This window comes from Bacillus sp. FSL K6-1338 (assembly GCF_038006965.1).
Lineage (GTDB): Bacteria > Bacillota > Bacilli > Bacillales > Bacillaceae_G > Bacillus_A > Bacillus_A thuringiensis_S.
In genome coordinates, this window is the sequence record NZ_JBBOWI010000001.1 from 2,754,867 (window position 1) to 2,780,276 (window position 25,410).

Here is a 25,410-nt window from a genome sequence, read left to right on the forward strand (position 1 = left end):
ATTTATACTATTTAAAATTTATACTGTTTAAAATTTAAAAGCCACATCCAATAAAGGAAATGGCTTTTAAATTTCCATAAAACAACCAAACTTTATTTCCCATCACATTCTTCTCATTATTATTTTGGCGATGTTAATGATTAATATTTATAGCCTGTACTATATTCACCTGTAAGAATCACTATATAAAAAAACAGGTTAAACATTTTATAAAATATTTAATTTTACTAGTAAAGCTAATAAAATTTGGAGAAGAATTTGAACATTTACTGCTATGTCTGTATCCGTAGTCGTAACTGTAACATTTCTAGAATTTCTAATAACAGTTTCTTGTTTATTAATTTGTTTAATAGATGATTTTTGAAACAATTCTTGTGCTACACGATCAGCTTTTTCACTATCTGCTATAGAAATACTTATTATAACCACAATAGCTGCTTGTAAAGCTGCTTGAATAGATAACGCAGCTTTTGTATCAGTAGTAGTAACTTCTACATCTGCTGAATCAACTATTGTAATAGATTCTTCAGAAATTTGATAAGTTTTACTTTCTTGCGCAGCTGCTTCTGAAACGCTAGCATTTTTAAAAGACGGATGAGGATTTGAAGAATCTAATGCACTCCACTTTTTATTTCCATCTGAATGACATGTTTTTTCCATAAGTTCACCCCCTTTCAATCTAAATAATTATTAACCTGTGATTGTATTTCAGAAATAATACTTTTAATTTGCTGCTTTTTTTCTGGCGATAAATTTTTTAGTTTTTCTTCATTTATCCCATGCCTATTAAAAATATCTGAGAGTAAAAGGTCTATAATTATATTCTTTTGATCTTTATCAAACTTAAAGGAAGAAAATTTATTTAAATCATCCATTTACAATGTTCACTCCTATCAGTTTTCTATAAAAATTTCAAATAACTACCAGCATTATATGTATTTAAATAACAATTGCTTGGACAAGTAACTTAATCTTCTATTTTCCCTTCTTTTTACTAATGAAATCAAAAGGCTGTCTTCTAATGCGAAGACAGCCTCCCGTTACTTAACATATATAAGTTTTAATTACTGTTAAATAATAAGTTCACCTTTGCTATTGTATAGTTATCCCCACTTACCTTCCCATCAATCTTGAATTTTAATTTAGTCATAATAAGAAGTCCAAGCTTGTACCACATATTACAACAAAAAAATATTTACTTTGAGTGAACCATTATAGCTAAATATAAATGGGATAGACACTTTATAAAATGTTTAGTTTAACTAGTAACGCTAATAAAATTTGAAGGAGAATTTGAATATTCACTGCAATATCTGTATCAGTAGTTGTTACGGTTACGTTTCTGGAATTTTTAATAAATGTTTTTTGTCTATTAATTTGTTTAATAGATGATTTTTGAAACAATTCTTGTGTTATTTTATCTGCCTTTTCACTATCTGCTATAGAAATACTTACTACAACCACAATAGCTGCTTGTAACGCAGCTTGGATGGATAGCGCAGCTTTTGTATCTGTAGTAGTAACTTGTACATCTGCTGAATCTACTATTTCAATATATTCCTCAGAAACTTGATCGATTTCATCTGTTTGTATAGCTTCTTCTAAAAAATTTGCATTTTTACTATATGAATAAGAATTTACTGATTCGGAATCCTGATTTATTGGCTCAGAAACCTGTTTTTTTGGTTCACAATCCTTTTTTATTGGCTCAGAATCCACTTTTTTTCGTTCAGAATCCCGATTTAATGGATCCCGGTTTTTCTTTCGTCTACAAACTTCACAATCACACATAAAATCACCCCTTTTAAACTAAAAAATTAGCAATATTAAAATATTGGCTAACTACTAGCATTTTATGTATTTTTTAATAATTTGTTTGGACAAGTAACTTGAATTTATATTTTACTTCTAATTCTTTTTTGTAATAACAAAAAATAGCCTTCTAACAAGAAGACAACCATCTTTCATTTCACATTTATATAAAAGACCCATACTTAAATACACTTAACTTCATATAATATTTTTAGAATGAGTAGTCGTTACTGAAGGGCACTTTTCGAAGTGCTCTTATCTTTAATCTCCCTCTTTTTCAGGAAGAGTTTTTTTACTAAATCCTAATATGATTTGTATCACTAAGGCTGGCGATTACCACATTTCCTTAATAGCTTCAATGAATACAGTAGCTACTAATTAAAATATCCCTATGATTTTCTCTACACTAAAAAAATCGTGCGTTATCGAACACATGAACTATTTTTTATTTTGACTATGTAACACTAAATTCACAACATTATTATCCTATATTTGGTGAAGCCTACATTTCAATGCCAGCAACCCCACACTTTTAACTAATAACTTAAACAAATGTGCTATCTCAAGGTTCCTTTGATATAGTATCTTATGTTCTATATAATGAAGAGAGCGCTAGTATTCGGAAGGAGCATGTATATGAGTATTCAACTAGCTACATCTAACGATTTAAAATGGATTAATAATCAATATGAATCAATAGGATTTGTACGAAGTGATTTAAAGAGAGATAAAGTTGCAATTATTACATATAACAACGAGTATGCAGGTGTTGGACGATTAGTCCAAATAGATGCAGATACTATAGAAATGGGCGGGATTTTTATTCTCCCTAAATTTAGAGGGCTACAATTAGCTGGTGAGCTTGTTTCATTTTTAGTAGAAACTGTAAAAAAATCACAAATACAAGATGTATATTGTCTTCCTTTTGAGGAATTAGAAAACTTTTATAAGAAATATGGCTATACTGAAGTCGATACTACGAAAGAAGCAGTCCATCCAATTATTCTAAAAAAATATAATTGGTGTTTGGAGAACTACGATAAACACGTTCTACTATTTAAATTGTAAATATAATAAAAAGTATATTCTCAATCGTTTTTCTATCAGTACTCCTAATCGGAGCCTAAGGATTAATCAAAGATATTTTATCTCTCCTTTTATAAATGGCTGATTAAAACTCAATGTTCCGTCAATACTATAGGTAACATGATTGTATTTCTCCATTCTCCCTTGGAGAGGAGCAGTTAGCTTTTGCTAGCTGCTCTTTTATTTTTTCAAAAAGTCACATAAATATCTTTAATTCCAAACATTCAAAAGATAAAATGTGATAAGATTGTTATGAAGATATTTACCAACTAATAAATGCGCCCTAGACTTACGTACTAGGGCGTATTTATTTTTTAGTATGTAATTTCCTTCACTCATCTATTATCCACAAAATAAGTATCATACGCTTTATCAAAAACATATCCTAACTTTTCTGCTAGGTTAGCAGATGTAGTATTCGCTGCGTCCCAGTTTGGATACTTTCCATTTTCTAAGCAATCCAATATAAGAGCTGCACTAACTACAGTTGCCAAGCCTTTTCTTCTATGATTGTGATCAGTCGCAACTTCAATTTCAATTCCATCATTATAAATACTATACGAGGATGCACCACATACAACTTCTCCGTTATATAAAATGCTATAACCTATACCACGGTTTATATAATCTTCTACCGACTGAAATTGACTTATAAAATCTTCAGAGATTTTATGTAATGTAGGGCTATTTGCGATATGCTCATCTATTCTTTTTAACTCATATCCTTTTGGAAGTATTGATATAAAAGACTGTAATTTTGAACGATTAAAACCTTCTGAATTTCGTTTGAACTTATAGCGTAAAAACTTATCTATTTTTCTTTCATGGAATGTTTCTAAGCGTTGTTTCCACTCTTCACTATTTACGATAACTAAAATTCTTTCAGGAATGTTACGTAATAACTCTTCTGTTTCTTGCACATTTGGGTCTCCAGCGTAAAATGTGAAAATTCCTACCGTAACTTGTGCTACTGTTGGATTTTCAAGATCATTTACCCAAGCAGTCCCCATATGCCCTTGTAAATAAGAAAGTAAAATAACGTTATTGAAATCATCAAACATAGAAACTAGTTTTTTTCTTGTATGTATATTCGCTTCATGTATCATTTACATTCCCGCCTTCTATAAAATCAATCTTATTCTAAATCTTTTAGAATAAACTTATATAATTTTTCAATCAACCATTTACCATATAAGAAAACACCTATTAAACTAAATTTTTATATAATTATAAATCATTCACAAATATAAAATTATTATAACATCTAATAAAAAAAGAGTATCTCACTTTTTAAACTTTAGAATATACATCGTGTATGTATAAACCCTCAACATAATGTATGAGGATTTATCAAAAAATGCGTTATAACTCCTTCTTAGAAATAAAAGATTCCATTTCACCATTTTTATATACTTTAGTCAATTTAACAACTGACTTGTACGTGTTAACGTCATCCTTTATCATTTTTTTCAGCTCTTCTATTTCGATATTACCAGTTCCACTCTCTACCTTTAAACAATTTGAAATGTTTAAGTATCCACTAGATGCGAAAAGAATAACGAATGTAATATCAGGAAAATTAATGAACAGCATTCCAAACTTCAAAGGGTTCGCAGCAGTATCCGATAAAACTAATCGAAAATCTAACAGTTCAGGTACTTGAACAAAATCCTTAGAAACAATCGCTTCACCTACAATTGCAAATTGCTTTACTACATTCCCAAGTTCATCTGTAAATTCAGTACATATAGGTGCATCAATTGTTTTCGCTTGTAAAGATAAATTTAATTCTGGATTATGAAAATCAAAAAAGATTGTACTCCCCTCTGTTAAACATTGCGGGCACACATTTCCTAGCAAGCTAAAGTCCTCTTCAATATATTTAACTTTCGATTTGCAACTACAAACTTTTCCTATTCGGATTACATCAATTTTTGAGCAATCTACAAAAATAACCTCACTGTCTTCTTGTACGAATGATACAATCCCTTTCATCGCATTAAATGAAAGAAAATAAGATACAACGATTTCGTTTCCTACTATTACAATACTTTCAACTTTAGTATACGGTTCTAGACTTTGTAAAAATTCACATATACTATTTTGGCAACACCCACAATCACGTTTCGGCTCACAATCCACTTACACTCCATCCCTTCTCTATATAGAATAGCTAATACATATATATGAAAGGAAAACAAAAAAGCTTGGACAATATAACTTTAACGTAGGAATATCGTTATCTATTCATAATATTAGTACGGGAATTACACCAATAATGAGTAATAACACATAATTTTTACTATAAATACATATAACAATTTCATCTTTCATGAAAAAAACGTTATAATGAAGTGTAGCCTCTACGATTACGTTATAAAGGAGATTAAAACAATGGCTAAAATTAAAGTATACCAAGTAAAAGAAGAAAATATGGAAGCAGTAAAAAACATCATTGATGTTGAGGAACAAAACCCAACTGCTGAAAACTTACAAAATCTATATGCATGTGTATTAGAAACTGAAGATATGGCATTGCCTGAATCATACATTGAAGAAGATATCTTAATCGATTCTATGGAAGTTATGGTTAACGCTTCTCAAAGCAAAGTAAGAGACTTAGGTGCATACGATGTAATTGAAGTTCAAAACAAAGGTAAGAAAACACAAATTTTATTACTTGCAGACGAAGAATACGAAATTATTGAAGGCTAATCTAACACCATACATACGAAAAAGCTCCTTTCCAATTGGAAAGGAGCTTTTTCATTACGCTTTTGATGTTTCACTTTTTTTTATTTGTTTGTTCTTTCTTTCTTAATTACCATGCGCTCATTTCCCATAAAGAAAATGAATATGAATGCTAATCCAGCTGGTACCAATGCCCACATGAATGTTTGAACAATTGAACTAGAAAGAGCATCAATAATCTTATCTAATATTTGCGGAGGGATTTGAGATCTTGCCGATTCTGATAAAATGGCTCTTGAATCCCCTAATGTGTTTGTATTCATTCCCCCGCTCATGCCTTTAAATGCTTCTTCTAATTGATCTTGGAAACCTGTTCTTTGGATCATTCCGAAGATTGTAATACCAAGTGTCATACCTAATGAACGAATGAAATTACTCGTCGAAGTCGCAGATCCGCGCTGTTCCATACCGAAGTTGTGAATAGCTGCCATACTTAGTACAGAGAATGAGAAGCCGACTCCAAATCCGATAATAATCATATACACTGTTAATAATACACGACTTGTTTCTGGCGTTAATGTGCTTAATAAAAATAGTCCAATTAGCATAATAACCGCAGAAATGATCATAATGTTTCGGTAGCTAAGCTTTGTCGTTAAAAACCCACCTAACTGCGCTGTTACGACTGAGCCTAACATCATTGGTAAAAGTAATAATCCCGAGTTTGTTGCAGTGCCACCGTATACACCTTGAATGAATAATGGAATGTATACAGTTGCTGACATAAACGCAGCTCCGTAACATAAAGCAATAATTGTACTCATTCCGAACAAACGTTGTTTAAACATCTCAAATGAAATGATCGGTTCTTCTACTTTACGTTCAATAAAAATGAATGCAATAATTAAAATAGCGAATCCACCAAATAAACTTAAAATAAAGTTAGAATCCCAATCATACTTTTGTCCGCCAAGTTCAAGCGCAAACATTAAAGAAACTACTGCTCCAACTAAAGTAATTGCGCCAAACCAATCAATTTTTTGCTTTCTATGAACTCTTGACTCTTTATAAAAGAATGTAATAAAAATAAGTGCTAAAACGCCAAGCGGTAAGTTAATATAAAATACCCAGTGCCAGCTTATGTAATCTGTAATATACGCACCAAGCAACGGACCAAAAATACTTGATAAACCAAATACTGCTCCGAATAAACCACCCATTTTCCCACGCTTTTCAGGAGGGAAAATATCAAAAACGATAGTAAACGCGATCGGCACTAATGCCCCGCCGCCAATACCTTGAATAGCACGATAAATCCCTAACTGTGTAATATTTTCAGCAGTACCACAAAGTGCCGAACCAATCATAAAGACGATTAAACCGAAAATAAAGAACCTCTTTCTACCATACATATCTGATAGTTTTCCGAATATCGGCATACCTGCCATTTCTGCGACCATATAGGCAGAAACGACCCATACAAAGTTTTCAAGGCCTCCTAAATCACCAACGATTGTTCCCATCGCTGTAACGACAATGGTATTATCCATTGATGCCATTAAAATACCTAGCAATAAGCCCGCTACAACAAAGCCGAGCTTATTATTCTTCTCAACCATAACCTTGCTCTCCCTCATACTACTTATATTTGTTTATGTTCTTTTACGACTGCATTACTTTTTTGGTTAAAACTAGTATGATATTCTACAATACTAATTTCACATCCAGGACCAATTGTAACGTTGTTTCCTCTTACAACTTCAGCAATCGTATGTTCTAAATAGATATCATCTCCTTCAATGATAGACGTTTGGAGGCTTCCAGCATGATTGGTAAATGGAATAAATCTCACTTTTTTACGAACGGTAATCTTCTGACCGCCAATTTCTCTTACTTTGCTACCTTCATAACGAAGTGAAATTTCAATATTTTCAGCATTAAGTAATCCATCACTTTCAAGGCCACCAGTTAGTGATAGTTCTTCAACTTCAATATCTCCTTTTACATTTAAAGCGCCTTTCACATCTACGAAATCACCAGTTAATTTCCCCTTAACTTCTATCATACCTCTTACTTTTATTTTTTCAATATGAGCATCACTATGCATTTGTGTATTTCCGTATACTTTTACAGATTCCGCATCTACATTTCCTTGTACTTCACTATCTCCATACACGACATAACTTTTCACTTTCATATTACCGCACACTTCACTCGTGCCGTACGTTTTAAATTCATTACAGCTCATATCATTAGAAATCGTTCCTTCACCGCGAATCTTTACTTTATTATAATCTCCGCCCGCTGAACTACCAGAACCATTAACAGTAAGACTGTGTTGATGTTCCATATCATTTTCTCCCTTCCATTAAATCTGCTTAATTTCTTTTACATTTGCGCTTTTATCAACAGTAAGAACACCCGTATATTCGATTAGTTCAATCTCACAGTTCGGTCCTACCGTAACATTATTTCCTCTTACCGTTCTTATGTGAGCATAATCAATATCGATATTGTCACCTTCTAATAGTTCAGCCTCTAATTGCATACCAAATACTGATTTAAACAGCCTACTAAAAGTACTTAGTCTATGCTTTACTTTAATCGTTTGACCACCAATTTCTTTCGCTCGACATGTACCGTGAATATTAATATTTATTTCATCAGCGCTTAATAATCCGCCAATTGTAAATTGTCCTTCTGAAGAAAAAGTATCCACTTCACAATTACCGTCAATTGTAGCTTGACCATTGACCTTAAATTCTTCACCAGTGACATTTCCACCTATCGTACCTTTTCCTGCAATTTTCAAACTGTTTGCCTTTACATCTTGCGTAATTGTTGCTTTCCCATCAATTCGCATCGTTTCAGCATGAACTGTGCCATCGACTTTACCAGATCCGCTAATTCGTGCACTGCTACTTTTCAAATCGCCAGTAACTGCACCGTAACCGTTACATTCAAATTGCTCACATTCAACATTTCCATTCACAGTTCCTTTTCCGTTTAATTGTACTTTATGAAACTCGCCGCCATTGGATGAACCGTAACCATTTATAATCAAATTATCTGTACGCATACTTTCTCCTCCACTACAACAATTTAGTTTTTAATGCTTCGGTATATTTCATAATCGCTTCGCGTAAAACGATTTTAGTGCCTTTTTCAAAAATTAAATCGTCCACGTTTGAAACTAATAAACATGTAGAAATCCCTAATTTTCGGACAACGATTAAATCACAAGTTTTATGTTTAATTGCTTCATAATTTTCACGTAAAACTTGCAAGACCATTTTTCCTTCTTCTAAACTAATCTCTCCCGATTGTAGTAATTCTTCTAACATGTACACATAAAGAATATCTACAAATTGAAACTCTGCTGTTTTATTCGTTTGTTCTATGAAAAATTGTAAAACTGGTTCTGATGCAATCTCCTTACGTAAAATGTCTTCCTTTGTTAAAAGAATTTCTCTCACACTCGGTGAAAACATATTCGCTAGTTCATCAAGTGATAAATCCTCTTTCATCGTTTGGATCTTATCGATGCGCTCTAATATCTTTTCTTTCGGAAAAAATGTCTCTTGACCCGTGAATGTTGACTTTCGTACAAACCAATCTTCCGGTATTAAATTTTTTCTCTTCCACCTATATAACTGTCCGTATGAAATACCAGTTAGTTCTAATAAATCTTTTTTTGAAATTAAATCTGTACTCAACTGTATAACACCCCTTCCTGATAACAATGTAACATAACACTGTTACGCTGTAAATAGACTTTTATCACAAGTAGGGTAACAATGTGTAAAACAAACCTATTCCCACATACAAAAAAAGGCTCTTACACATCTTATGAAAATGCGCAAAAGCCCTTATATATCAAGATTTAAACCAAATATTATAAAAATCAATCCAACCTTGTGAATTAATCATTATACTTTGGACTTTTTCATGTGTACTTACCTCTTGTTTATTACGATATAAAGGAATAATATGAATTTGACGTAACAAAGTATCCTCAATATCGCGTAACAGTGTAACTCTTTTCTCTAATTCTTCTTGTTTAAAATAAGGAGACAACTTTTCATGAAAGTCCATGCTGCTTTGTCCATGAATAAAACTATTTTTTGTAAGAAACATATATAATAGACTATCTTCTATTCGTTCACTTATTGTGGCACTATCATGCATCATATCGGCCTTTTGTATCGTACTTACTTCCAATAGCTCTTCTATGTCAAGAAAATTATTTTCTACACGAATCCCGTACTTCACACACTCTTTTTGTATCCATTGTGCATCTTCAACATGATCTCGTCCTGTAAATGTGTAGAGTTGTAGCACTTCATTATGATAAGTACTCCTTTTAATTAAACTTTCTACATCTTCCTCAATCTCTACAATGCTTTCACCTGCTAATATTAGTTTCTGTGCCACTTCTCCACGTTCTCCGCCGAGTTCTTGAACGATTGTATAACCATGAATGATTTTATATAATGCTTTCCGAAATAACTCATCTTGCATTGGTCCTTCTTTCGTATGATTACATGTTATATATGTCACGTTCGACTCAAGCCGAGACAATTCTTTATTATGTTTTTCTTTATCTTTATACTGCGCCTTTACTAAAACATCGTATGTACTTACACCTTGTTCTACATTCCACAACTCAACACGATCTAAAAAAGGTCTTTCACGAAAATATAAAGGATGACCTTCTAAAATGAACAAATTTTCATTACTTTTATATAATTGAAAAGGCCCTGTTCCAATTAGCTCTCCTGCTTCATCTTTATTCACGATAGAACACTGTTCTGCACTTAGCATATGTAAAAACATTCGATTTTCCGTATGTAATTGAATTTCGACAACGTAGTCATCCGCTGAACGAATACTTTCAACGTGTTGTAACATCCATGCGTGTGCATTATTTTCCAGCTTCATAAATCGATTCAATGAGTATATAACATCATGTGCAGTAAGTTGTTTTCCATTATGAAAGTGAACTCCTTTTCGTAAATAAAACGTCCATATTTTTTCAGCATCATTATATTCCCAGTGAAATGCAAGTCTTGGCTCTATAATGTTTGTATTACCGTCTACATACACGAGTGTATCGAATATATGTTTTACCATATGGCATTCTGAACGCATTGTAGCGTATACAGGATCTAATGTGATATCTAAATTCATTTGTACTTGCAACCGGAGTACATCTCTTCTCCCTTCAGATGTCATTTCAATCTTATGACCAAATATTGAATCCACCCAGGAGTGATATTCTTCCTTTACTAATGGAAAATGTGAGCTATAGCGTTCCACAAATATGCTCCCGCTTTTCACATCCCCTTTTTTCGTTATTTCTTTTCCTCTATCTAAAATTAAAGATATCGGGTCCTTTTGAAATATTAACTTAGAACGATTTCCTCTGCCGCGACCTGGAAACCACTTGATCCAATTTAACTCATCTAATTTTTTTATAATTAATTTACTATTACGCTCTGTACAAAATAATGTTTCAGATATATTTTGCACTGTTACTTCCAATTGTTCTCCCTCTTTTTCCCCTTTTCCATAAGCACTCCATAGTTCAATGTATTGATCTAAAATAAACATCATAATCCCCCTAAAAGGTGAAAAATACTCCCTATTGTTTCTACACTTTTTCCAATTCTTCTTTCATCTTATCATTTCAATATAGAAAGGAGGAATTAATATTGAATTATCTCTTACTTCGTTACAATAAACCTATTTTTATTAGACTGTGTGGTGAATTATTAACCAGAACGACTGAATCTATGTTAGCTATCATTATGATTATTTACGTCAATAAAATGTTAAACGGCAATGTAATAATAACTATGCTGATTTTCGGATTACAGCCACTTTCAGACATTTTATTTACACTTATTGCTGGAGGAATTACTGATAAATATGGCCGGAAAAAGATTATGTTACTCGGCTTATTGCTACAAAGTGTTGCAATCGGTAGTTTCGTTTTCGCTCAATCCGTTTTTATATTTGCACTGTTATATGTCATTAATGGCATTGGCCGTTCCTTATATATTCCGGCTCAACGTGCACAAATTGCTGATTTAACAAAAAAAGAGCAGCAAGCAGAAATTTTTGCTCTCCTACAAACGATGGGAGCAATTGGATCCGTAGTCGGTCCTTTAATCGGTGCAAGTTTTTATAATACTCACCCAGAATATTTATTTATCGTGCAAAGTGTAACCCTTACGATATATGCCGTTGTTGTTTGGACCCAGCTCCCAGAAACCGTTCCACCAATAAGTATGTCAAAACAAACAGTTGAGGCAAGTTCACCAAAGCAATTTATTTTTAAACATTACGCCATATTCGGTCTTATGGTTTCTACACTTCCTATTAGCTTTTTTTATGCACAAACTGAGACGAATTATCGTATTTTTGCAGAACATGTATTTCTTAATCTCGTATTCATACTCGCATTTATTTCAACATGTAAAGCCATTTTGGAAATCATTCTACAAATCTTCCTCGTAAAATGGTCTGAACGATTTTCTATGGCGAAAATCATCCTTATTTCTTACGCCTGCTATACAATAGCTGCAGTTGGCTTTAGTTATTCAACGACGATATTGTCGTTATTCTTCACCTTACTCTTTTTAGTCATTGGAGAAAGTATTGCTCTAAACCATTTATTACGATTCGTTTCAGAAATTGCACCTCATGATAAACGTGGTTTATATTTTTCAATTTACGGTATACACTGGGATATATCTCGAACGTGTGGACCAGTTATTGGTGCAGTTTTATTAAGTAAGTTAAATGGAAGTATGCTGTTTTATATTTGCGCTAGTTTCTTATTAGTTGGAGGTATTGTACAAGCGTTATTTGTTCAAAATTTGGAACGAAAAAAAATCGCAAACCAGCCTACACATAATTTATAAGTTACTACTTTTTCAGTAGATCAACATTTCTTATTGGATGCATGCTAAAAAACAAAAGTGAAGTATTTCGCATATGAAATGAGACGTTCCTTGTTTACAACTAAAACACCTCACTTAAAGAGCGAGGTGTTTTTGAAATCACTTAATTTCTTATCCTGCCATTTTATTAATACTATCCTCTGGTGAAAACACGGAAATATGATCTACATTACCAGTCGATTTTGGAATGACAAATTTTAACTCATACTGGTTATTTACTTTGTATACATATATTTTGTCTCCACCATTCCCTTTAACTGAAGATGGTTTTCCTAACACTTTTTCAATTTCTTGTAATGTAATCGATTTTAGTTCTGCATGATATGAGCGTACATCAAAAACTTGTGACCCTTTATTAAATCCAAAAACAACATTTTTATTTGTAAAAGTTGCGTACATTCCGTTCCCTGCTTGTTCGGTTTTATTCGCTTTCCCCCATGCTTTTTCTATTTCTTCAATATCCCCTGTATGGGCTCCAAATGGTACATTAGGTACTTTTCCTTCTTTTGCTAATTCAAACAAATCTTTAATGTGGTTAATTGATTTTTGATTAAATGTTCTATTTTTCGAATCTGGCTCAGTTGATGGTTTTGTTGTTTTTTCATTACTTGGTTTTGTTTCAAGATTTTTCTGTTCTTCTGAAGAATTACTTTGTTTATTTTTATTATTTTCCAAAGTTGGATTTGTTTCGTTTTTTTCGTCTGTCTCTTTACATGCGGCTAGCGCAAACATACATGTAAACACCAAAAATAACATAACTATTTTTAAATATATTTTCATCATTTTCACCCCCTATTGCATCTTATTTATTTCGTTAACCAACCCATTACACTACTTTTCAAATTATTTTTGTTCCAAAAAGTCAGTACTTCACTCTCTCAAAAAGCTTGTACAAAATATATTACAAAAGCTGTTTCTAAAAAGTAACCAAGTCTGTTATATCCGAAGTAACTACCTCCTGATAAACGAAACCATTTTCATCTCCTTATTTAACCCTTCTCTTCTCAATGACAATATCCTCTATCTATCACTTAAAACATGTTGTCACAACAGCTCCTTCAAACAGAAAAAAAACCAGTAGGAAGTGATTACTCTTTTCCTACTGGTTGAAATGAAATTAAATGGTAAATCTTAGCTTCTTAAAAAGTGTAGCGATAGTGTTTTTTACAGTTTCAAAATTATAAACAAACGTGTTATCTCCACTTAATGATGAAATACATGTTAAACCTGCAGCTTTAATAAAAGCTTTTACATCTACAAGCATAGAATTAGCCTCCATGAATTTAATTACAATCATTATAACAGGTGTTTTACGATGCTAACATGAAAGTAATAAATAAATTTCTATTATGAATTTATCCTGCTATTTGCCGGGCAGTAAAATCTCCACCTCAAAATTCAGCAGAAGCAAAGAAGTTAGATGGGCAGGGCTGCCCGTAAAAGCCTTATTGGTTCAACTAATAATACACCAATTCAATGTCATATAAAAAAGCTGCCCCAAAAGGACAGCTTCAAATATGTATATTATACTTCGATTGATTTACCATCTTCAACAATATGATAAAGTAAGTGCGCTAAATGATGAATTGGACCGTATTCTTCCTCTTCCTCATCTGTTTCGCCTTGGAATTCAAGATCGTTTAAGTATAGCGCTAAAAATTGATAATATAGTTTTAAATCAAATCCGTAGCACGCAGTTGGTTCTTCATGATCCCCTTCATATTGTAACATTAAGTATTGATCATTTCCTTCTGCATCTTCTGCATCAAAGAATACGAAGAAGCCAACGTTTGTATCTAAATCAAATAAATGACGAGTACCTTTTTCAGTTGCTTTATTGAAGTCCTCTTCACTTAATTTATGTACTGTTGTCGCTTTTGCATTATCTTCTTGATGGAAATTTACTGTAAATGATTTCAATGCTGACACCTCCTGATTGTATAATACTAGCATAACATATAAAAAGGACTGCTTACAAATGTAAACAGTCCTGCTACATTCATTTCCGCATTGCTCGTAGTAAAAAACTCACAATGAAAATCAAAATAACCGCACCAATTAAAGCAGGAATGATTGCAAATCCGCCTATTACAGGACCGAAACTACCAAGTAATTTCGTACCAATCCAAGAACCGATAATACCAGCAATAATATTACCAATTACACCACCTGGTACATCCCTTCCAGTAATTAAGCTTGCAAACCATCCTAATAAACCACCAACGATTAAAGACCAAATCATATAATAACCTCCTTTATATTTAACCAATCAAAATATAATTAGAAACAATTGCTTACCATTAGTTATGTGACATTTTTCATAAGTTATTCATGCTGCTCAACTATAAGACTTTTGAGAATAATACAGACTGATAAACCATTTTTCGGACTAACGATTTATCCGACTTATTATTAACACATTAAGGACAATCTGGCTTCAATATTGTTCGCATAAACTCTTCTTTAAAAGCAGGATAGTTAAAACCAACAGCAATTCTTTGAATCGGCCGACCATCAAACCTTGTTGGTTCAGCTATTTTTCTAAAGTCAGCTACACTTTGGCCCCTAGTCACATCATTTATCGTACTAATCCACACTGCCGATTTTTTATATTCAAAAATACTATCATTTATAAACGAGACAAACGGTAGTAAATCGTGTATAGGGCTTCCACCAATACCCGGATATTCTTTTTTATAGAAGTTCTCATAATAAAAATCAATCATTGGTTTAATGAGTTTCGCCTGTCCAGTTCCTTGTTTATCTATTATATTGGCCATTTCAGGCGTAATAAGCGCGCCCTGTGTTACATTTAACGGGTATATACTAGCGTTTTTCGCATATTTCATAACAATATTTGCTGCAATTGGATCACCATAAAAATTCGCTTCAGATACTGGTGTAACATTACCTGGAAATAGGAAAGCACCGCCCATTATATAATACGAACAAATACGATCCATTATATTGGGATACAATAAAAATAACGTAGCAAGCGTCGTTAGTCTTCCTGTCGCCACAATTATAATATCTTCTGGACAAGGTTCGATTAATTTGATTAATTCACAAAAATTTTCTCGTTTACAAATTCTCATCTCAGGTGGATTAATAGGACCTAAACCGTGATCCCCATGGATTTCAGGGAAAAACAAAGGTTCTTCAGCTGTCATCGGCCTACTCGCACCTTCAATAATTTTTACATGTGTAGCATAGTACCTTTCTAAAAAATAAACATTTTCCGTAACGATTTCTCGTGATACATTCCCGTACTCTGCAACAATACCTAGAATATCTAATTTACATGTTTTATTTGCATAAATTAACGCTACGGCGTCATCAATACCAAAGTCTCCAAAAAAGATGATTTTCTTATTAACTATTCTCACCCCTCTTCAGCATAATCTACTATCATTATTATGTGAAAAAGACAAGGCGGTGAAACAGCGCAAACTAAAAAAGCCGCCTATTTATTGGCGACTTCAATCTTTTTATAAGACAAATATGCTAGTACATTTTTACTCGAATCGTATTTCGGGTTATTTCCTTTTCTCGGCTCTCTCATATGTGTCTTTTCAAATCCAGGAATGTCCGGCATTTTCCCCATAAATTCAAGCATTTCTTCCTCAGTACCTTCAATGCGTACACGAATCATTATAACTATTCCTCAATTCTCAGTTTCTCTGTACTAAGTATATCGTACTTCAGAAAGACTGCAACACATTTATCTTTTTAATGTTGTACTTTTTTTACATATAAACATAGCCATTTCAGTATAGAATGAATCTACTTTATTATTTTTAAATTGAATATTAAAATATCCCTTCATTTCGTTTGGTGCTTTCATCATACATTCTGTTAATTTTTCGCGCTTTTGTACAGGGACATTCATCATATTACACCACCAGTCAAAATCAAACTTCTTATCAAAAGTAAGACATGACTGCATTTGCAAACCGTTTTTTTCTAATAAAGTAAGCCATTCTGTCTTTTTTAGAGCTCGTTCATGACTTGGGTCCCGCTTTTTTTCTATAAAATTATAAAATGTATCATATTCATTATTTTCTGGCGAAACATTATCTATTAAGATGAATAATCCATTATCCTCCAACGTACGATTTACTTCAAAAATAAATTGAGCCGGATTCGTAAAATGATGGGCTGCAATCCGGCATGTAATTGTATCAAAAAAATGGTCTGCAAATGGTAAATCCTCTGCGTTTCCTACTACAAAAGACACATTTCCATGACCATTCTGCTTTATAAAACCTTTTGCTTCTTCTAACATCTGTTCTGTTAAATCAAGTGCAACTACTTCTTCAAACATAGGTGCTAACATATTCGCAACATGTCCGCCACCAGTAGCAACATCAAGAAGACGATTATTATGGCGAGACGCAACTTGTTGAACTACATATTGTAAGTCCTGTCCTTTAGCATGTATTTTACTATTCACATACTTATCTGCATTACTGCCAAACTGTTTTTTCACAAGCTCTTCCTTACTCATTTTATCATCTTCTTTCTATTGTTATTTACATATACGATTCATATAATTATTACAATTCTCTTCATGTATTTTCAAATCCTCTTTTCATCTCACTTCTTATCAAGTTTACCTATAATCAAAATAATATAATTTTACGTTTTATTATTAAACAAAAAAGGCTACGGGAACTTGTCCCCTAACCTGACTAAATATTTACTACATTTTTATTTCTTCGTATATATCTATATAATATAAATCCTCTTTCAACTTCATAATAACATCTACTTCGTTATAAGTAGCCTCACGAGCATGTAAACCAAATTGATCCATACCAATCCATATCCACCCAGGTGTATGATATAAAACATCTAAGTTAAAATAATCTAATTTAGTAAGCTCCGATGTAATAAATTTATCTTTATTAGCGATTTGTTTATCTAGTAAACCATATTCTTTACCATTTTCAAATAGCGATATAACTTTCCCTACAATCGGATGTTCACGAACAATAAAATGATATTCCTTTTCCTCTACATTTGCCACAATCAAACGAGAAACAGATAAATCAGCCCCCGAATTCGACATATTTGTTTATTCACCTCCTTATATAGGTTTCTTCAATATAATAACAAATGAATATTCAAATTAAGTTAATATAATGTAAAAAATAAAAAGCTGACTTCCCTTTAGAAATCAGCCTTTACAATTTGATCAACTTTATACTTTTACAAATTATTATAATGTTTCTTTTTCCTCATCATTTCCGGAAACTAAACTTCCTATAGCATCCGCTGTTACTTCTACTACAAATTCACAAATACCTGCTACAACTTCTCCAATTACTTCATCCATCTTTTTACCCCCTTATTTTATGCAACTTATTTGTAGTATAGAAGAAATTGGTGAATGTAAACTATCGAAAAAGGTGACATAAACCTTACAAAATTGTAAGCTCTTTCATCCCTTTACTTACTTCCTTTGAAACTCCAAGTATTTTTAGCAGACATATAGGCCATCATAATATGAAGAAAGTAATAATCTAGTGTCAGGAGGCGTTTAATATATATTATGTAAAATTAATTAAAGGTCAATCTTTCTACGCTTTTGACCATCGTTTCTTAGTGTCTGAAGAAGAAGAAGTTTCTGAGAGAATTTATAATTACTTACGACGTAATGAATTTTTTGAAGTACGTAAAGAAGAATATTCTGCTTAATTACAAAAAGCATTAAGAAAAATATCATCTTATTATGATATATTCTTGATGCTTTTATGTAAATTGCTTCTTTTCAACAATTGTTGTGGACTCTATTATAATATTCTAGTATTTGTCCAAGATAATTCATCCCTATTTCCGTATTTCAGTATATGAAGAGGTTGTGAATATGACTCATATCATTGATTATTAAGCTACTCAACCTATAAGTAAAACTGATGCAACAACTTTTGCAATCCCCTCTTCTCCAAACAAAGTAATTCTAGTAAATTTGAAATTGAGAATTTCAAGTAGAGATTCACGTAATAATCGAGTAGAATTAATAGCTACAGTTGGTGTAGAAGGTATAACTGAGATTTCACAAGTTTTATTCCGAATTTTCCTTGATAACATTGAAATTTTCAATACACAAGTAGGTATTGAATCAACAAATTCTGAACAATTTTACGTACAAACATTCCAAGCTACAGACCAAAACGTTAGCAGTGGAACACACGAATATTCATTAACTGTAGAAAACCTTATTAGTAGTGCAAGTACAGAAGTTGCTGGTCCTCTATCTTTTAGCGCTTTAGCTATTGGACAAGAGCGTAAATATTGCTAATTGAAATTAATGTTTAATTTTGTACTTTGGAAAAGCAAGACGTAGTTATACGTTCTTGCTTTTTTATATTTATCCTTACTTTCTATTAGCTTTAATCATGAATTTTTTACGTTTTGCTTCATTTATTTCATCAATTAATACATCAAATTTTTTACAAATCAAAAAGATTGAAATCCAATTATGAAACACGTAATATAGACTCTGACTCTAAAAAAGTTCGTATAAAAATACTACATAAATAAGGAGGTTTTATATACGAGTTTTTCATTTTAAAAGACGGAGAGGTTTTATGTTATGTGGCGTAATAAAAACGTTTGGATTGTTTTAATTGGGGAGTTTATTGCAGGTCTAGGATTATGGCTTGGTATTCTTGGCAACCTTGAATTTATGCAAAAATATGTCCCTTCTGATTTCATGAAATCAGTTATATTATTTATCGGACTATTAGCCGGTGTTCTAGTTGGACCTATGGCTGGCCGTGTCATCGATCAGTATGAAAAGAAAAAAGTTCTTCTTTACGCTGGGTTTGGTCGAGTTTTAAGTGTTATTTTCATGTTTTTTGCTATTCAATTTGAAAGTATCGCATTTATGATTGCATTTATGGTTGCTCTTCAAATTTCAGCAGCATTTTATTTCCCTGCATTACAATCTGTAATTCCACTCATCGTACGTGAGCATGAGTTATTACAAATGAATGGTGTACATATGAATGTTGGTACAATCGCTCGTATTGCAGGTACTTCACTAGGTGGAATTCTTTTAGTTGTGATGAGTTTACAGTACATGTATGCCTTCTCAATGGCAGCATACGCCTTATTATTCCTCTCGACTTTCTTCCTACAATTCGAAGACAAGAAATCAACAACACCAAGTAAACAAGCTGCAAAAGATAATAGCTTTATGGAAGTATTTCGTATTTTAAAAGGAATTCCTATTGCTTTTACAGCACTTATATTAAGTATCATCCCTCTATTATTTATAGCAGGGTTTAATTTAATGGTTATTAACATTAGCGAAATGCAACATGATCCTACGATTAAAGGGTTCATATATACAATTGAAGGTGTCGCATTTATGTTAGGTGCCTTCGTAATTAAACGTCTATCTGATCATTTCAAACCCGAAAAATTACTATATTTCTTCGCAATTTGTACTGCTTTTGCACACCTGTCATTGTTCTTTAGCGATATAAAATGGATGGCTCTTACATCATTTGGTTTGTTTGGGTTTAGTGTTGGCTGCTTCTTCCCTATTATGTCGACAATTTTCCAAACGAAAGTGGAAAAAAGTTATCACGGTCGCCTCTTCTCATTCCGTAATATGTTTGAGAGGGTTATGTTCCAAATCGTCTTACTTGGCACAGGGTTCTTCTTAGATACAATTGGGTTACAATATATGGTTCTCATCTTCGGAGTCGTTTCATTATTGATTATTTCTATTTCCCTTTCTAAGCAGAAACATTATGAAAAACAGCATTCACAATCTGCGAATTTATAAAATAAACAAAGAAGTATGGATATAATATTGAATCCATACTTCTTTGTTCTATAATACGCCTATTTATTACGTTTATTGAAATTACCTAAAGGAGTATCCCCCTTTTATTTCGAATAGATTATAAAGAGTACTCTTTATAAAAGGAGTGGTAAAATGTCTGATGGCATTGAAGTATTTATTGTCCTGCTCTTTGCAATTGCTCTGTTTAGCATCCTAAACTTTTTAGCCATTTCCTTATCTGGACATAGTTTTAAAAAAAGAATCGTGGCAGGTTTCATATTTTTACTACTGACTCCCATTGTCTTTTTGACTATCGCAACATTTGCTTCTATATTCGATAAAGCAGGATTTGGCGCAGGTACGTTAGCCTTTATGATCGCAAGCGTATATATATTAAATGGAATAGTGCTTCTGCTTTCCTCTTTATTTATCCTCAAAAAAGATATAACATAGGCTATGGTACTAGCATGAATCTGACTTTACACTAGATTCATGCTTATTTAATTTCTCCTAAATTTTTATATGAAATTAAATAATTCTTTAAAAAAATTTAAACTTTATTTATTATAATATCCCTATCGTATTCGCACGTTTATTCAAATTTAAAAGAAAGGAGCACAAAATGAAAAAGGTTCTACTTACAATTCCTATACTAATCATCCTACTTAGTGGATGCAGCAATAACGATATATACGGTTCTTGGGAAGTCGTTGACAATAAAAATGGTGAATGCCCTGTATATTATAAATTTGAAACAGTTGTCAAAAAAGAAAATAAAGAGGAAATTGTGCAAAATTTAGTAGAAATGCAAACCACAAAGAATAAAGACGATTTATATAAAGGCTCATTTGTCAAAAATTCTAATGTATATCACATTGATTATGGTAATTCATTTACATCAGAGCAAACTTTAAAAGTTGCCGACGGTACATTAAATGTATACTTTTTGACAGCTGAAAAATTATGCACGTATAAAAAGAAATGATTATATTTCAGAGGAAACGCAGAAAATATTTTCTGCGTTATTTCACTTTAGAAATCTTCCACAAATACTTAATAAAAACTATAAAATAACTTAAGTTATATAAAATGAATCCTATAATAGACATTTCAATTAACACGTCTACGCTATTTACATCGATACTTTTCAAAATAGGCTAATACTTCCTCTAAATTTGTCAATCGTTTTAATTTTCATAAAAAAATGATAAAATATAAACATGTGTTTTCAGAATAATTAAAAACGCAGAATGAAAGCACTGTTTTAGGAGGGGTTTTGATGACTTACACGTTAGCAACTAGAATGAAAGCATTCCAATCTTCTATATTTAGTGAATTAGGAGCCTATAAAAAAGAAAAAATTGCAGCAGGTCATAACATGATTGATTTGAGCATCGGAAATCCTGATATGCCGCCCGCTGATTTTGTAAGAGAAACAATGGTACATACAGCGAGTGAGAAAGAGAGCTACGGGTATACATTATCAGGTATTCAAGAATTTCACGAAGCTGTAACTGAATATTACAACAACACTCATAACGTTTTATTAAATGCGGATAAAGAAGTTTTATTATTAATGGGTTCACAAGACGGGCTCGTTCATTTACCTATGGTTTATGCAAATCCAGGTGATATTATATTAGTTCCTGATCCAGGATATACAGCTTATGAAACAGGTATTCAAATGGCTGGTGCAACATCTTACTACATGCCTTTAAAGAAAGAGAATGATTTCTTACCAGACTTAGAAGTCATCCCTGAAGAAATTGCCGATCAAGCGAAGATGATGATTTTAAACTTCCCAGGGAATCCCGTTCCAGCAATGGCCCATGAAGATTTCTTTAAAGAAGTAATCGCATTCGCGAAAAAGCATAATATTATCGTTGTCCATGATTTTGCTTATGCTGAATTTTATTTCGATGGTAATAAGCCAATTAGCTTCCTCTCTGTACATGGTGCTAAAGAAGTTGGCGTAGAAATCAATTCTTTGTCAAAAAGTTATAGTTTAGCAGGTAGCCGTATTGGATATATGATTGGAAACGAAGAAATTGTTCGTGCACTTACTCAATTTAAATCCAATACCGACTACGGTGTATTTTTACCAATTCAAAAAGCGGCATCTGCAGCACTAAGAAATGGCGCTGCATTTTGTGAGAAAAACCGCGATATTTATCAAGAACGGAGAGATACTTTAGTCGATGGATTCCGAACATTTGGTTGGAATGTCGATAAGCCAGCTGGTAGTATGTTTGTCTGGGCTGAAATTCCACAAGGATGGACTTCTCTAGACTTCGCTTATGCATTAATGGATCGTGCGAATGTCGTTGTTACACCAGGTCACGCATTTGGACCTCACGGAGAAGGCTTCGTACGTATTGCACTCGTTCAAGATAAAGAAGTGTTGCAACAAGTTGTTGAAAACATTAGAAATAGCGGCATTTTCGTCCTTGAAAAAGTAAATGAATTAGTTAAAAATTAGTTCCCACTCCCCTGCTTAACTTTAGCAGGGGTATTATTAATTGGAGGTACTTTCATATGCATATTAAAGACACACTTCCCCATCGTTATCCATTTTTAATGATTGATAAAGTAATAAATGTAAAACAAGATGAATTCGTTACAGGATATAAACTCATTACAAATAACGAATGGTTTATAAACGATAGTCACAAACATATGCCTCATATGTTAATTGTAGAAGCACTTGCTCAGCTTAGTGCATTTATACATACAAGTGATTCTGAAGGACTAGGATTTCTCTCCTCTTTAGATGGAGTTGAATTCCACGGAAAAGCATATCCCGGTGATAAACTTGATTTACATTATGAGCTAATGCGCAATCGCCGAGGTTTTATTCTTGGTAAAGGTATTGCAACTGTAAACGACCAGCCTATTTTAACTATAGAAAAACTATTAATATATCAAGCAGATTAAAGTGTTCCTTATATTAGTTGGAAATATCTATTCTCAACCAATTAAATAAATAAGAAAATATATTACGTAGTTAGGAGTAGGGAAATGGAACGTACTATCGGTATCGATGCTGGAGGCACATTAACGAAAATAGCTTATTTTAACGAAAAAAAGCTATTAACTTTTGAAAAATTTTATTCGCATGAACAACATAAAATAATAGATTGGATTAAAAGCAACAATGGCATAAAACAAATATGTATTACGGGTGGTAAATCGAAACTATTACAGCAACTGCTTACAAGTTCATATAAAATAGTAGAGCTAAACGAATTTAAAGCTACTCTTGCAGGTGTCCAATACATATTAAAAGAAGAAAAACATGCTATACGCAATTTTATTTTAACCAATATCGGTACAGGTACTTCTATCCATTACGTTTATAATGAACAATATATTCGCGCTGGTGGAACCGGAGTTGGCGGTGGGACTATTATGGGACTTTCAAAATTGTTAACAAATATAGATCATTTTGAAGATGTAATCCCTCTAACAAAAGTAGGCTCTAGAAAAGAACTAGATATTACGGTTGGAGATATTTATGGTGGTATTCTTTCCCCTATCGATAATAACTTAACTGCTAGCAACTTCGGAAAAGCAGCCATTACAGAATCAAATAATAGTAGCTCCGATATACTAGCTACTGTGCAAGGACTTGTCGGTGAAGTCGTTACTGCACTAAGCCTTCAATTCGCCGAAACAAAAGACATTGAACACATTATTTATATTGGTTCAACTTTATGTAATAACATACAACTTCAACATATTATTAGTAGCTACACCGAATATCAAAATAAAACACCAATCTTTTTACAAGATGGTGGTAATAGCGGTGCAATTGGTGCATTACTTCATGCTACGAAATAAAAAGCTGACTTTTGTCAGCTTTTTAGAAATGGCACTTCAAATTCAATAATTGATTCCCCGTTCTCTCCAATTCGCTCCACGCTTATTCTATCAATCACACAATTTAACTTCCCATGCAAACTAGGAATCTCCTTCACTACTTCAGCAGCTAATTCGGCACTTTCTTTTCTTCCGACTGTTACATGCGGGATGTATGGAATATCTTCTTTCAAAAATTGTAATAATGATCCTGCATTCTATGATAAGAAATTTTGTATACTAACTCCATCTTCTCCCCTCCATTATTTCAACTGGCTTACTGGATATTTAGCAAATAAAGATTTCCGAAAATCTTTATCTTCCACAAGCATTTTAATTTTTTCTTCATTGCCGTTAAAGAACTTTATAACTTTATTTTTATCCCATATATCTTTTTCTTTTGGAAAATCATCGAATTCCCTATGCAAAATTGATAACATTTCTTCCCTCGTTATCTTAAAGTTTTTATTTTCTATTTGAAACTCATAAGCTTTTGCGTTTGGTACTAAAATTACTAGATAGGTAGCATTAAAGAGAAAATTCTTCTTCATCGTATCTTTCTCATCAAACCAATACGTCTCAATCATTTCTTCTGTAAGAGCTCCACTCTCTTTTGCACCATAGTTCACTTTTATATTTTCATTTTCTAAACTTATACTTTGAACTGTTCCACCACCGGATAAATGATTAATAATTGCAACCACATCTGAATTATTACCAACGTATGTCCCAGTATATTTCTTAAAATCATCTGACCTAACATCATATATATCTTTTATTCTTTCTCCGTTAGAACAAGCCGTAATGAATAAAAAAATTGTTAGCATAACGATTATGTTATGATGCATATATTTCATTTAGCATCCCCCATTTTTATCGATATTTCGTTAATTACAATATTTACTTTCAAATCCCTTTTTAAATATACGCATTTTAATCAAAATTAAAAATTTTCATTTTTTATGTTTACAATTATCCATTAATTGTATATACTTACTAACGTAAGAAAAAAATTCTAAAAGGAGGTCGAAGGAAATGATGAAATTACAATTACATGCATTAACTTTAGCGTTAACTGCACCTGTGTTTTCTGGACAATTAAATATGAATTCGACCACCCTAATGGAGAATTGAAAATCGTACTTTATTTCATTTAATTCATAAATTCGCCACAGGAGGTCGTATACTTTCCTG

General features: G+C 32.4%; 30 protein-coding genes and 2 pseudogenes. 11 read left to right on the top strand and 21 right to left on the bottom strand.

The features are described 5' to 3' along the window. Positions 1 to 207 precede the first annotated feature (207 nt). The 3 genes from NZ044_RS14175 to NZ044_RS14185 form a co-directional block, all read right to left on the bottom strand. Positions 208 to 660, bottom strand: a complete 453-nt coding sequence (locus tag NZ044_RS14175; RefSeq protein ID WP_000415813.1) for a spore coat protein — start codon at positions 658 to 660, stop codon at positions 208 to 210. A gap of 14 nt (positions 661 to 674) precedes the next feature. Next, entirely contained in the window at positions 675 to 875 is a 201-nt protein-coding gene (locus NZ044_RS14180; RefSeq protein WP_000342252.1) for a spore coat protein, read from the bottom strand. Between the two features lie 367 nt (positions 876 to 1,242). Continuing rightward, on the bottom strand, positions 1,243 to 1,791 hold the full coding sequence (locus tag NZ044_RS14185) for a spore coat protein (RefSeq protein ID WP_000332789.1): 549 nt from the start codon (positions 1,789 to 1,791) through the stop codon (positions 1,243 to 1,245). A 657-nt stretch (positions 1,792 to 2,448) separates the two neighbouring features. Here NZ044_RS14185 and NZ044_RS14190 point away from each other — a divergent pair. Further along, positions 2,449 to 2,880, top strand: a complete 432-nt coding sequence (locus tag NZ044_RS14190; RefSeq protein WP_000027164.1) for a GNAT family N-acetyltransferase — start codon at positions 2,449 to 2,451, stop codon at positions 2,878 to 2,880. Between the two features lie 353 nt (positions 2,881 to 3,233). On the opposite strand, the gene NZ044_RS14195 is transcribed toward NZ044_RS14190, so the two are convergent. Both NZ044_RS14195 and NZ044_RS14200 read right to left on the bottom strand, forming a co-directional pair. Continuing rightward, a complete protein-coding gene (locus NZ044_RS14195; RefSeq protein ID WP_000581062.1) occupies positions 3,234 to 4,004 on the bottom strand; it encodes a GNAT family N-acetyltransferase in 771 nt (256 codons plus the stop codon). Between the two features lie 256 nt (positions 4,005 to 4,260). Further along, positions 4,261 to 5,040 (bottom strand): BC_2878 family exosporium-associated protein, encoded by a 780-nt coding sequence (locus tag NZ044_RS14200; RefSeq protein WP_000340384.1) that lies wholly within the window; start codon positions 5,038 to 5,040, stop codon positions 4,261 to 4,263. A gap of 252 nt (positions 5,041 to 5,292) precedes the next feature. Here NZ044_RS14200 and NZ044_RS14205 point away from each other — a divergent pair, with 252 nt between their 5' ends. Further along, on the top strand, positions 5,293 to 5,613 hold the full coding sequence (locus NZ044_RS14205; protein ID WP_001062742.1) for a hypothetical protein: 321 nt from the start codon (positions 5,293 to 5,295) through the stop codon (positions 5,611 to 5,613). Positions 5,614 to 5,693: 80 nt separating this feature from the next. Here NZ044_RS14205 and NZ044_RS14210 read toward each other — a convergent pair whose 3' ends face one another. The 5 genes from NZ044_RS14210 to NZ044_RS14230 form a co-directional block, all read right to left on the bottom strand. Then, positions 5,694 to 7,208 (bottom strand): MDR family MFS transporter, encoded by a 1,515-nt coding sequence (locus tag NZ044_RS14210; RefSeq protein ID WP_118961922.1) that lies wholly within the window; start codon positions 7,206 to 7,208, stop codon positions 5,694 to 5,696. A 23-nt stretch (positions 7,209 to 7,231) separates the two neighbouring features. Then, positions 7,232 to 7,939, bottom strand: a complete 708-nt coding sequence (locus NZ044_RS14215) for a hypothetical protein (RefSeq protein ID WP_000401029.1) — start codon at positions 7,937 to 7,939, stop codon at positions 7,232 to 7,234. 18 nt (positions 7,940 to 7,957) lie between these two features. Beyond that, positions 7,958 to 8,668 (bottom strand): bactofilin family protein, encoded by a 711-nt coding sequence (locus tag NZ044_RS14220; protein ID WP_001258382.1) that lies wholly within the window; start codon positions 8,666 to 8,668, stop codon positions 7,958 to 7,960. A 13-nt stretch (positions 8,669 to 8,681) separates the two neighbouring features. After that, the gene (locus tag NZ044_RS14225) at positions 8,682 to 9,305 is read right to left on the bottom strand and encodes a YhbD family protein (protein ID WP_000102242.1); all 624 of its coding nucleotides are present in this window, start codon (positions 9,303 to 9,305) and stop codon (positions 8,682 to 8,684) included. Positions 9,306 to 9,465: 160 nt separating this feature from the next. Continuing rightward, positions 9,466 to 11,202 (bottom strand): ABC transporter substrate-binding protein, encoded by a 1,737-nt coding sequence (locus tag NZ044_RS14230; protein WP_098506190.1) that lies wholly within the window; start codon positions 11,200 to 11,202, stop codon positions 9,466 to 9,468. Positions 11,203 to 11,303: 101 nt separating this feature from the next. Between NZ044_RS14230 and NZ044_RS14235 the strand changes: the two genes are divergently transcribed. After that, complete coding sequence (locus NZ044_RS14235) at positions 11,304 to 12,518, top strand: MDR family MFS transporter (RefSeq protein WP_001108447.1); 1,215 nt, start codon at positions 11,304 to 11,306, stop codon at positions 12,516 to 12,518. Positions 12,519 to 12,668: 150 nt separating this feature from the next. Here the strand turns inward: NZ044_RS14235 and NZ044_RS14240 are convergent, their stop codons facing one another. The 9 genes and pseudogenes from NZ044_RS14240 to NZ044_RS14280 form a co-directional block, all read right to left on the bottom strand. Then, on the bottom strand, positions 12,669 to 13,340 hold the full coding sequence (locus tag NZ044_RS14240; protein ID WP_015945824.1) for a YjgB family protein: 672 nt from the start codon (positions 13,338 to 13,340) through the stop codon (positions 12,669 to 12,671). A 23-nt stretch (positions 13,341 to 13,363) separates the two neighbouring features. Continuing rightward, positions 13,364 to 13,534: pseudogene (locus NZ044_RS14245) on the bottom strand (aminopeptidase); the annotation flags it as partial. A gap of 140 nt (positions 13,535 to 13,674) precedes the next feature. Next, entirely contained in the window at positions 13,675 to 13,821 is a 147-nt protein-coding gene (locus NZ044_RS14250) for a hypothetical protein (protein ID WP_000959552.1), read from the bottom strand. Between the two features lie 260 nt (positions 13,822 to 14,081). Beyond that, positions 14,082 to 14,477 carry a hypothetical protein gene (locus NZ044_RS14255; protein ID WP_000834883.1) on the bottom strand — a complete coding sequence of 132 codons (396 nt, stop codon included), beginning with the start codon at positions 14,475 to 14,477 and terminating at the stop codon, positions 14,082 to 14,084. 79 nt (positions 14,478 to 14,556) lie between these two features. After that, positions 14,557 to 14,799, bottom strand: coding sequence for a GlsB/YeaQ/YmgE family stress response membrane protein (locus NZ044_RS14260; RefSeq protein WP_000638310.1), 243 nt, complete (start codon positions 14,797 to 14,799; stop codon positions 14,557 to 14,559). A 178-nt stretch (positions 14,800 to 14,977) separates the two neighbouring features. Beyond that, positions 14,978 to 15,943, bottom strand: a complete 966-nt coding sequence (locus tag NZ044_RS14265; RefSeq protein ID WP_098506194.1) for a nucleoside hydrolase — start codon at positions 15,941 to 15,943, stop codon at positions 14,978 to 14,980. Between the two features lie 77 nt (positions 15,944 to 16,020). Next, positions 16,021 to 16,209: a DUF3970 family protein gene (locus tag NZ044_RS14270; RefSeq protein ID WP_000621885.1), complete on the bottom strand. Its 189-nt coding sequence runs from the start codon at positions 16,207 to 16,209 to the stop codon at positions 16,021 to 16,023. Positions 16,210 to 16,278: 69 nt separating this feature from the next. Beyond that, positions 16,279 to 17,064: a class I SAM-dependent methyltransferase gene (locus NZ044_RS14275; protein WP_000031314.1), complete on the bottom strand. Its 786-nt coding sequence runs from the start codon at positions 17,062 to 17,064 to the stop codon at positions 16,279 to 16,281. A 195-nt stretch (positions 17,065 to 17,259) separates the two neighbouring features. Then, on the bottom strand, positions 17,260 to 17,628 hold the full coding sequence (locus NZ044_RS14280; protein WP_000071474.1) for a hypothetical protein: 369 nt from the start codon (positions 17,626 to 17,628) through the stop codon (positions 17,260 to 17,262). Between the two features lie 476 nt (positions 17,629 to 18,104). Here NZ044_RS14280 and NZ044_RS14285 point away from each other — a divergent pair, with 476 nt between their 5' ends. The 8 genes from NZ044_RS14285 to coaW all read left to right on the top strand — a co-directional run bounded on the left by NZ044_RS14285 (position 18,105) and on the right by coaW (position 24,198). Next, positions 18,105 to 18,257, top strand: a complete 153-nt coding sequence (locus NZ044_RS14285) for a YqbF domain-containing protein (protein WP_074789873.1) — start codon at positions 18,105 to 18,107, stop codon at positions 18,255 to 18,257. A gap of 205 nt (positions 18,258 to 18,462) precedes the next feature. After that, positions 18,463 to 18,861 carry an exosporium protein ExsC gene (exsC, locus tag NZ044_RS14290; RefSeq protein WP_229145406.1) on the top strand — a complete coding sequence of 133 codons (399 nt, stop codon included), beginning with the start codon at positions 18,463 to 18,465 and terminating at the stop codon, positions 18,859 to 18,861. Positions 18,862 to 19,155: 294 nt separating this feature from the next. Beyond that, positions 19,156 to 20,358, top strand: coding sequence for an MFS transporter (locus NZ044_RS14295; protein ID WP_000269259.1), 1,203 nt, complete (start codon positions 19,156 to 19,158; stop codon positions 20,356 to 20,358). 153 nt (positions 20,359 to 20,511) lie between these two features. Further along, positions 20,512 to 20,811, top strand: coding sequence for a hypothetical protein (locus NZ044_RS14300; protein WP_001279466.1), 300 nt, complete (start codon positions 20,512 to 20,514; stop codon positions 20,809 to 20,811). Between the two features lie 169 nt (positions 20,812 to 20,980). Further along, the gene (locus tag NZ044_RS14305; RefSeq protein ID WP_000757024.1) at positions 20,981 to 21,343 is read left to right on the top strand and encodes a hypothetical protein; all 363 of its coding nucleotides are present in this window, start codon (positions 20,981 to 20,983) and stop codon (positions 21,341 to 21,343) included. A gap of 294 nt (positions 21,344 to 21,637) precedes the next feature. After that, positions 21,638 to 22,837, top strand: a complete 1,200-nt coding sequence (locus NZ044_RS14310; RefSeq protein ID WP_000222695.1) for an LL-diaminopimelate aminotransferase — start codon at positions 21,638 to 21,640, stop codon at positions 22,835 to 22,837. A 56-nt stretch (positions 22,838 to 22,893) separates the two neighbouring features. Beyond that, positions 22,894 to 23,292, top strand: coding sequence for a 3-hydroxyacyl-ACP dehydratase FabZ family protein (locus tag NZ044_RS14315; protein WP_098506197.1), 399 nt, complete (start codon positions 22,894 to 22,896; stop codon positions 23,290 to 23,292). A gap of 84 nt (positions 23,293 to 23,376) precedes the next feature. Then, positions 23,377 to 24,198 (top strand): type II pantothenate kinase, encoded by an 822-nt coding sequence (gene coaW / locus NZ044_RS14320; protein ID WP_000442496.1) that lies wholly within the window; start codon positions 23,377 to 23,379, stop codon positions 24,196 to 24,198. Between the two features lie 14 nt (positions 24,199 to 24,212). Here the strand turns inward: coaW and NZ044_RS14325 are convergent. Next, positions 24,213 to 24,428: pseudogene (locus tag NZ044_RS14325) on the bottom strand (2'-5' RNA ligase family protein); the annotation flags it as partial. 51 nt (positions 24,429 to 24,479) lie between these two features. Further along, positions 24,480 to 25,073 (bottom strand): DUF4825 domain-containing protein, encoded by a 594-nt coding sequence (locus NZ044_RS14330; RefSeq protein ID WP_000876530.1) that lies wholly within the window; start codon positions 25,071 to 25,073, stop codon positions 24,480 to 24,482. Positions 25,074 to 25,410 lie beyond the last annotated feature (337 nt).

Bases quoted from the DNA above. Each gene is read 5' to 3' on its own strand.
- NZ044_RS14230 (WP_098506190.1), bottom strand. From the start codon at position 11,202: ATGTTTATTTTAGATCAATACATTGAACTATGGAGTGCTTATGGAAAA.
- NZ044_RS14175 (WP_000415813.1), bottom strand. From the start codon at position 660: ATGGAAAAAACATGTCATTCAGATGGAAATAAAAAGTGGAGTGCATTA.
- NZ044_RS14205 (WP_001062742.1), top strand. From the start codon at position 5,293: ATGGCTAAAATTAAAGTATACCAAGTAAAAGAAGAAAATATGGAAGCA.
- NZ044_RS14250 (WP_000959552.1), bottom strand. From the start codon at position 13,821: ATGCTTGTAGATGTAAAAGCTTTTATTAAAGCTGCAGGTTTAACATGT.
- NZ044_RS14190 (WP_000027164.1), top strand. From the start codon at position 2,449: ATGAGTATTCAACTAGCTACATCTAACGATTTAAAATGGATTAATAAT.
- NZ044_RS14210 (WP_118961922.1), bottom strand. From the start codon at position 7,208: ATGGTTGAGAAGAATAATAAGCTCGGCTTTGTTGTAGCGGGCTTATTG.
- NZ044_RS14195 (WP_000581062.1), bottom strand. From the start codon at position 4,004: ATGATACATGAAGCGAATATACATACAAGAAAAAAACTAGTTTCTATG.
- NZ044_RS14280 (WP_000071474.1), bottom strand. From the start codon at position 17,628: ATGTCGAATTCGGGGGCTGATTTATCTGTTTCTCGTTTGATTGTGGCA.
- NZ044_RS14295 (WP_000269259.1), top strand. From the start codon at position 19,156: ATGTGGCGTAATAAAAACGTTTGGATTGTTTTAATTGGGGAGTTTATT.
- NZ044_RS14260 (WP_000638310.1), bottom strand. From the start codon at position 14,799: ATGATTTGGTCTTTAATCGTTGGTGGTTTATTAGGATGGTTTGCAAGC.
- NZ044_RS14185 (WP_000332789.1), bottom strand. From the start codon at position 1,791: ATGTGTGATTGTGAAGTTTGTAGACGAAAGAAAAACCGGGATCCATTA.
- NZ044_RS14240 (WP_015945824.1), bottom strand. From the start codon at position 13,340: ATGATGAAAATATATTTAAAAATAGTTATGTTATTTTTGGTGTTTACA.
- NZ044_RS14220 (WP_001258382.1), bottom strand. From the start codon at position 8,668: ATGCGTACAGATAATTTGATTATAAATGGTTACGGTTCATCCAATGGC.
- NZ044_RS14305 (WP_000757024.1), top strand. From the start codon at position 20,981: ATGAAAAAGGTTCTACTTACAATTCCTATACTAATCATCCTACTTAGT.
- NZ044_RS14330 (WP_000876530.1), bottom strand. From the start codon at position 25,073: ATGAAATATATGCATCATAACATAATCGTTATGCTAACAATTTTTTTA.
- NZ044_RS14180 (WP_000342252.1), bottom strand. From the start codon at position 875: ATGGATGATTTAAATAAATTTTCTTCCTTTAAGTTTGATAAAGATCAA.
- coaW (WP_000442496.1), top strand. From the start codon at position 23,377: ATGGAACGTACTATCGGTATCGATGCTGGAGGCACATTAACGAAAATA.
- NZ044_RS14215 (WP_000401029.1), bottom strand. From the start codon at position 7,939: ATGGAACATCAACACAGTCTTACTGTTAATGGTTCTGGTAGTTCAGCG.
- NZ044_RS14315 (WP_098506197.1), top strand. From the start codon at position 22,894: ATGCATATTAAAGACACACTTCCCCATCGTTATCCATTTTTAATGATT.
- NZ044_RS14310 (WP_000222695.1), top strand. From the start codon at position 21,638: ATGACTTACACGTTAGCAACTAGAATGAAAGCATTCCAATCTTCTATA.
- NZ044_RS14275 (WP_000031314.1), bottom strand. From the start codon at position 17,064: ATGAGTAAGGAAGAGCTTGTGAAAAAACAGTTTGGCAGTAATGCAGAT.
- NZ044_RS14270 (WP_000621885.1), bottom strand. From the start codon at position 16,209: ATGATTCGTGTACGCATTGAAGGTACTGAGGAAGAAATGCTTGAATTT.
- NZ044_RS14300 (WP_001279466.1), top strand. From the start codon at position 20,512: ATGTCTGATGGCATTGAAGTATTTATTGTCCTGCTCTTTGCAATTGCT.